Raw genomic sequence first — 4,245 nt, 5'->3', positions numbered from 1 at the left:
ATCGTGATGATGAATACTTCTTCCTTAAACTGTTTGATATCAGCAGGAAGACTTATGTCAGAAATCCTTTATCCCACAAAATTTGTGATTGAGCCTAAATTTCTGCAGCATTGCGCTCATTGACGAACCCAGGAAGAATGATTCAAGAATCCCAAGGAATAGGATCCCGCCGATGGCTTCTGTTACAAACACTCCATATTCTTCAATAATTTCCCACATCTTCGTCCTCCTAACTGCTGACTGCCTTTAAAAATCCAATCAGTATTGCCGCCATGCCGCAGCCTGCAATGGCATAAATGATGCTGCTTCCAAACTGCTCCATAATCATCTTCACAGCCTCTCCTCCTATCTTGCGAATCCACGGATCTGCTGGGTACTTACGACACCTAAAAAATCGATCCGGTATTCATATCTTAAAATCACTTCCATCAAGGTCGGCTTTCCGTCTTCATCCCTGACTACGCTGTTGCTGTCAACCAGCAATTCATACCCTGATTTTTCTGCCTGCACCTTGCACGCCTGGATGACGCTTGGCGCAAAGTTGGAGTCTTCCACTTCAGCCATTACCGCGGCATGAAAATCCCTGGCATTGTTGGCGTCGATACAGGCTGACATCACTCCCGCCATGGAAAATACTGATAGCATGAGGATGAAAATGCCTACATATGTCTTAATCGTCGTGCTCATCATTATACCCCCTACATTCCAAAAGTCAGGTTTTGAAGGAATACCACCAGTAGCAGCGCCATATCCACTATCAGCTTGAGGGATGCCAGTAATGACGGCAACAAGATGTATATCTTCATTCCGGCTATCTTGTCCTCCTGCTCAAGCCTCTCTGACTTATCCATCATGGCGTTGTTCCGGTCAATCAGCTCCTCCACCTGCCTGGTCACATCTCCCGCATTTCCACTGGAAAGTGCATACAGCATCTTCATGGCTGACTGCACATCCGGATTCCGATATTCTTTCAAAAACCTGTGATAAGGCTCGATGGAATTTGGATCTTCCTCCAACTGATTGACGAGATTTTCCAATGCATATACAAGTACTTCCGGGGCACTGTCCATGGATTTACGGATTGCCATCTGTACATTGTCTGTCTGCAACAATAGCGCCACTTCCATGAGCCAAGCTGGAAACTGCTTTTCAATCTCCCTTTCCACCTTTTTCCTGGCAAGGTTATGGCCAATCTTGTGCTGATTCAAAAAGAACAGCACGACTACAATTCCAGCTACCAGAATTGCAAACATCTTGAAATGGACAAAACCGCCGATAAACAGGACTGCAGGAATGACAGCCATCCTCCGGCTAATCTTTGCTTCCCTTGCTTCATCATAGTCTCTGACCTGAATGTATTTCTTTCCGATTCCGGTACTGTCCGCTTCCCTCTCGATCCAGCTTCTGCAGAGCTTCTTATCCGCCTTCACATAAATCAGCATGCAGAATCCGATCAGCAGGACCGCCGAAATCTGGCACAGCGGAACGGAACTGATATCCAGCTCTCCACCCAGCAGATAAAGCGGCAAAATGCAGATCAGGAGCGTTGCTGCCAATGCAATCACAATGTTCCTCTTTACAATCTGATATTCCTTCTGAAGATTCGATACCCTGTCTGCCCACATGGCTCTGTTTTTTGCAAGCAGGGCTATGCTTCCACCTGCATCTCCTCCCCGCCGTTGTGCTCCGATTACAAAAGAGTGGATGGCATCAATTCTTTCACAGCAAAAGAACTCGCCTAGCAAATCCAGCGCTTCCCTTTCCGGATCTTCGCTGTCGGTTGCATACTGGATATGCCCGATGGCTTTCTCTAATGTCTCATGAAGCATCCCCTCGTCAAAAATTGCTGCTGTTTCCAGCAGTGCATTCAGAACAGTACCATTCCGCTTAAAGGAATACAGGAACTGCTCCATATAATTATTCGCCAGTGAAAACATGGTGGTATGGTATCTTCCTTTCATGGTCTGCAAAATGACCATTGGGAAAAACGCTGCTCCGATGCTTCCGATTGCAGCAATATAGGGAATTTCCAGCTTATAAAGCAGTCCGAAAACAACTGCCATCAGCACAATCATTCCATAAGCGGCAAGCGCCCTTTTCAGCGTATATTCATATCCGTACTTCGCTAACTCCTGTGTAAGATTCCGATATCTAAGGAATCTGAGTCCGCTCTTTTTCTTCATCCTCTGTTTCCTCCTTCATACTCGAATGGATCTATCCCCATCCGTTCAAACTTCTCCATCACGGCTGCCGGAAGACCCTTTTCTACAATATTCCCATTCAGTACCACCGGAAATGCGCCGTTCCTGCCCCCGTCCCGGTAAAAGAAGCATACCTGGTCCATATATCTGCGAATCTTCCCATCCTCCATCTGCTTCTTGCGGATCAGTACCCCCACATCAATGAACATATAGATATCATTCTCCATTCTGTCTGCATCCGTCCTGCTCTCAAGCATGTTCAATATCCGGTCAGGTATCTTCCTCGCATCATCCGTATGAATAGTCGTAAATCCCCTGATTCCCGTCGAAAAACTCTCCAGCAGATATTTCACCTCTACCGAACGGGCTTCCGATAGCATAAGCCACTTCGGATTCTGGCGGAGACTGGTCTTAATTGCCTTCGTATAGCCGAATCCTTCTGATACCATCAGCTCCACACAGTCCTTCTCCGGATTAATCTCGCGGTAATGAAGCTCCGGCGTATCCTCGATCGTAATGACCCTTTCATACGCTGGGATATACTGAGAAAAGAACTTTATCCCTTCGGTCTTCCCCACCCCAGGCTCGCCGCAGAACACAAAATTCATGCGTGCCTTTACGCAGTTCGTAAGCAGCTCCAGGATGTCCCTGCTGCAGTATCCATCCTTCATCATGCTCTCCCTTGTCATCCGGACGGTCGGAAGCGTCTTTCTGATACATACCGACCTTCCTGAAATAGCGGACGATTCATGAACGATGCTGATCCGAAGGGTATCCGTATCTGCCTCCAACAGGTTTTCCACCTTGTTGAATGCCCTGCTTACGTTGTTGGCGATATAATGGCTGAACTTCTCAATGAATTCCCTGGTAATGCCATGGCCCTCCACTCTGATTCTTTCGTTTGCAGTATTGGATATCCAAAGGTCTCTGCCGTTGAAATCGATATCCGTGATTTCATCATCTTCCACAAATGGCCAAAAAGGCCCAAAATGAGCGGGCACCAATTCCCACCTTGTACTTCGTTCCATACTTCTCCTTTCCAAGAGGGGACTTGATCCCCTCTCTGTGTGATGATTCATTTCAAAAACTAACCGGCTAGCCCGATTAGATGGTAATCGTACCGGCTGCCCTGTTGAAGAAACTGTCAATCAGGTTCTTGAAGGAGTCTGCCACCACTCCATCTGTCGCTAAAAGCATTACGATAATGGCTACCAAAGCACTGATTGCCACTGCTGCAATAATTACTGATCCATACTGTTCAAATATCTCTTTCATTCTCTCTACCTCATTCTTTCTTTATATGTTTTTTAAGCAACAAAAAAACAGCTGTCTTTCAAGCTGTTTACAATACCTATCCACTCCTTCTGCAAGGGATAGGCCTGGTTGTATTCCGTAAGAAACCTATCCACTATACAGTTGGGAAGTCGTTGACTTTTTTTCGGTTACACGGAGACAACCAGTGGTTTGTCCCGTATCAAATGCATGTTCCTTCTCCTTCTATCTAATCATCTGTTTTTGCAGTCTGAAAAAATATCTTACAAATCTACGGTTTGCACAATAATTCCAAAAACCGATAAGCATAAGATCCACCTCCTCTCAGGGCGTGCCTGCTTTTGCAAATACCAGAAAGATCCTCAATACAAGTCCGAACAGGAGCAGCATTATCTTTGCTCCCTCCAGAGCTAACTTCAGGACACTCAGCGCAATCCATGCAATTCCTTTTAACACAAATTATATACCGCTCCATATGGCTCTCATAAGTAAATCCTCCCTTCTATGACCAGCTTCCCGCCAGTTCTGACATTATCTTGTCTTCGAATACTTCCTCTTCAGCCTGGCCTGCTTTTTCTGGCTGTGGCAATGCATTCACCCCGCCCGAACGGCTTCCTGCCAGCATCCCTCCAAGAAGACGAATCACTTCATTCCTGGCTTCTGTCATGACGTCCTGCCTCAGTCTTTCTTTCATTTCATCGAACTCCGCTCTGGTAACAAATCCCTTTCTGGCTGCCTTTCTTTCCGCACCGCTGATTGTAATGTTTTCCTC

7 protein-coding genes are annotated in these 4,245 nt (G+C 46.3%); all 7 read right to left on the bottom strand.

Annotation, left to right across the window (positions count from 1 at the left end):
* Positions 1-57: 57 nt before the first annotated feature.
* Positions 58-219, bottom strand: a complete 162-nt coding sequence (locus BJR36_RS20515) for a hypothetical protein (protein WP_169823804.1) — start codon at positions 217-219, stop codon at positions 58-60.
* Positions 220-345: 126 nt separating this feature from the next.
* On the bottom strand, positions 346-687 hold the full coding sequence (locus BJR36_RS19685; protein WP_091237133.1) for a hypothetical protein: 342 nt from the start codon (positions 685-687) through the stop codon (positions 346-348).
* 11 nt (positions 688-698) lie between these two features.
* Entirely contained in the window at positions 699-2,183 is a 1,485-nt protein-coding gene (locus BJR36_RS19680; protein ID WP_091237132.1) for a hypothetical protein, read from the bottom strand.
* On the bottom strand, positions 2,180-3,229 hold the full coding sequence (locus BJR36_RS19675; RefSeq protein ID WP_091237131.1) for an ATPase, T2SS/T4P/T4SS family: 1,050 nt from the start codon (positions 3,227-3,229) through the stop codon (positions 2,180-2,182). Before BJR36_RS19675 ends, BJR36_RS19680 begins: the two co-directional genes overlap by 4 nt.
* 76 nt (positions 3,230-3,305) lie before the next feature.
* Positions 3,306-3,476, bottom strand: coding sequence for a hypothetical protein (locus tag BJR36_RS20510; RefSeq protein ID WP_169823803.1), 171 nt, complete (start codon positions 3,474-3,476; stop codon positions 3,306-3,308).
* 321 nt (positions 3,477-3,797) lie between these two features.
* Positions 3,798-3,929, bottom strand: coding sequence for a hypothetical protein (locus BJR36_RS20950; RefSeq protein ID WP_278276606.1), 132 nt, complete (start codon positions 3,927-3,929; stop codon positions 3,798-3,800).
* A gap of 46 nt (positions 3,930-3,975) precedes the next feature.
* On the bottom strand, positions 3,976-4,245 hold a 270-nt coding region (locus BJR36_RS20505; protein WP_169823802.1), incomplete at its 5' end, for a hypothetical protein.

This window comes from Anaerobium acetethylicum, assembly GCF_900096945.1.
Classification (GTDB): Bacteria; Bacillota; Clostridia; order Lachnospirales; family Lachnospiraceae; genus Anaerobium; species Anaerobium acetethylicum.
The sequence above is the reverse complement of the archived record's forward strand: the minus strand, read 5'-3'. Positions and strand labels throughout refer to the sequence as shown.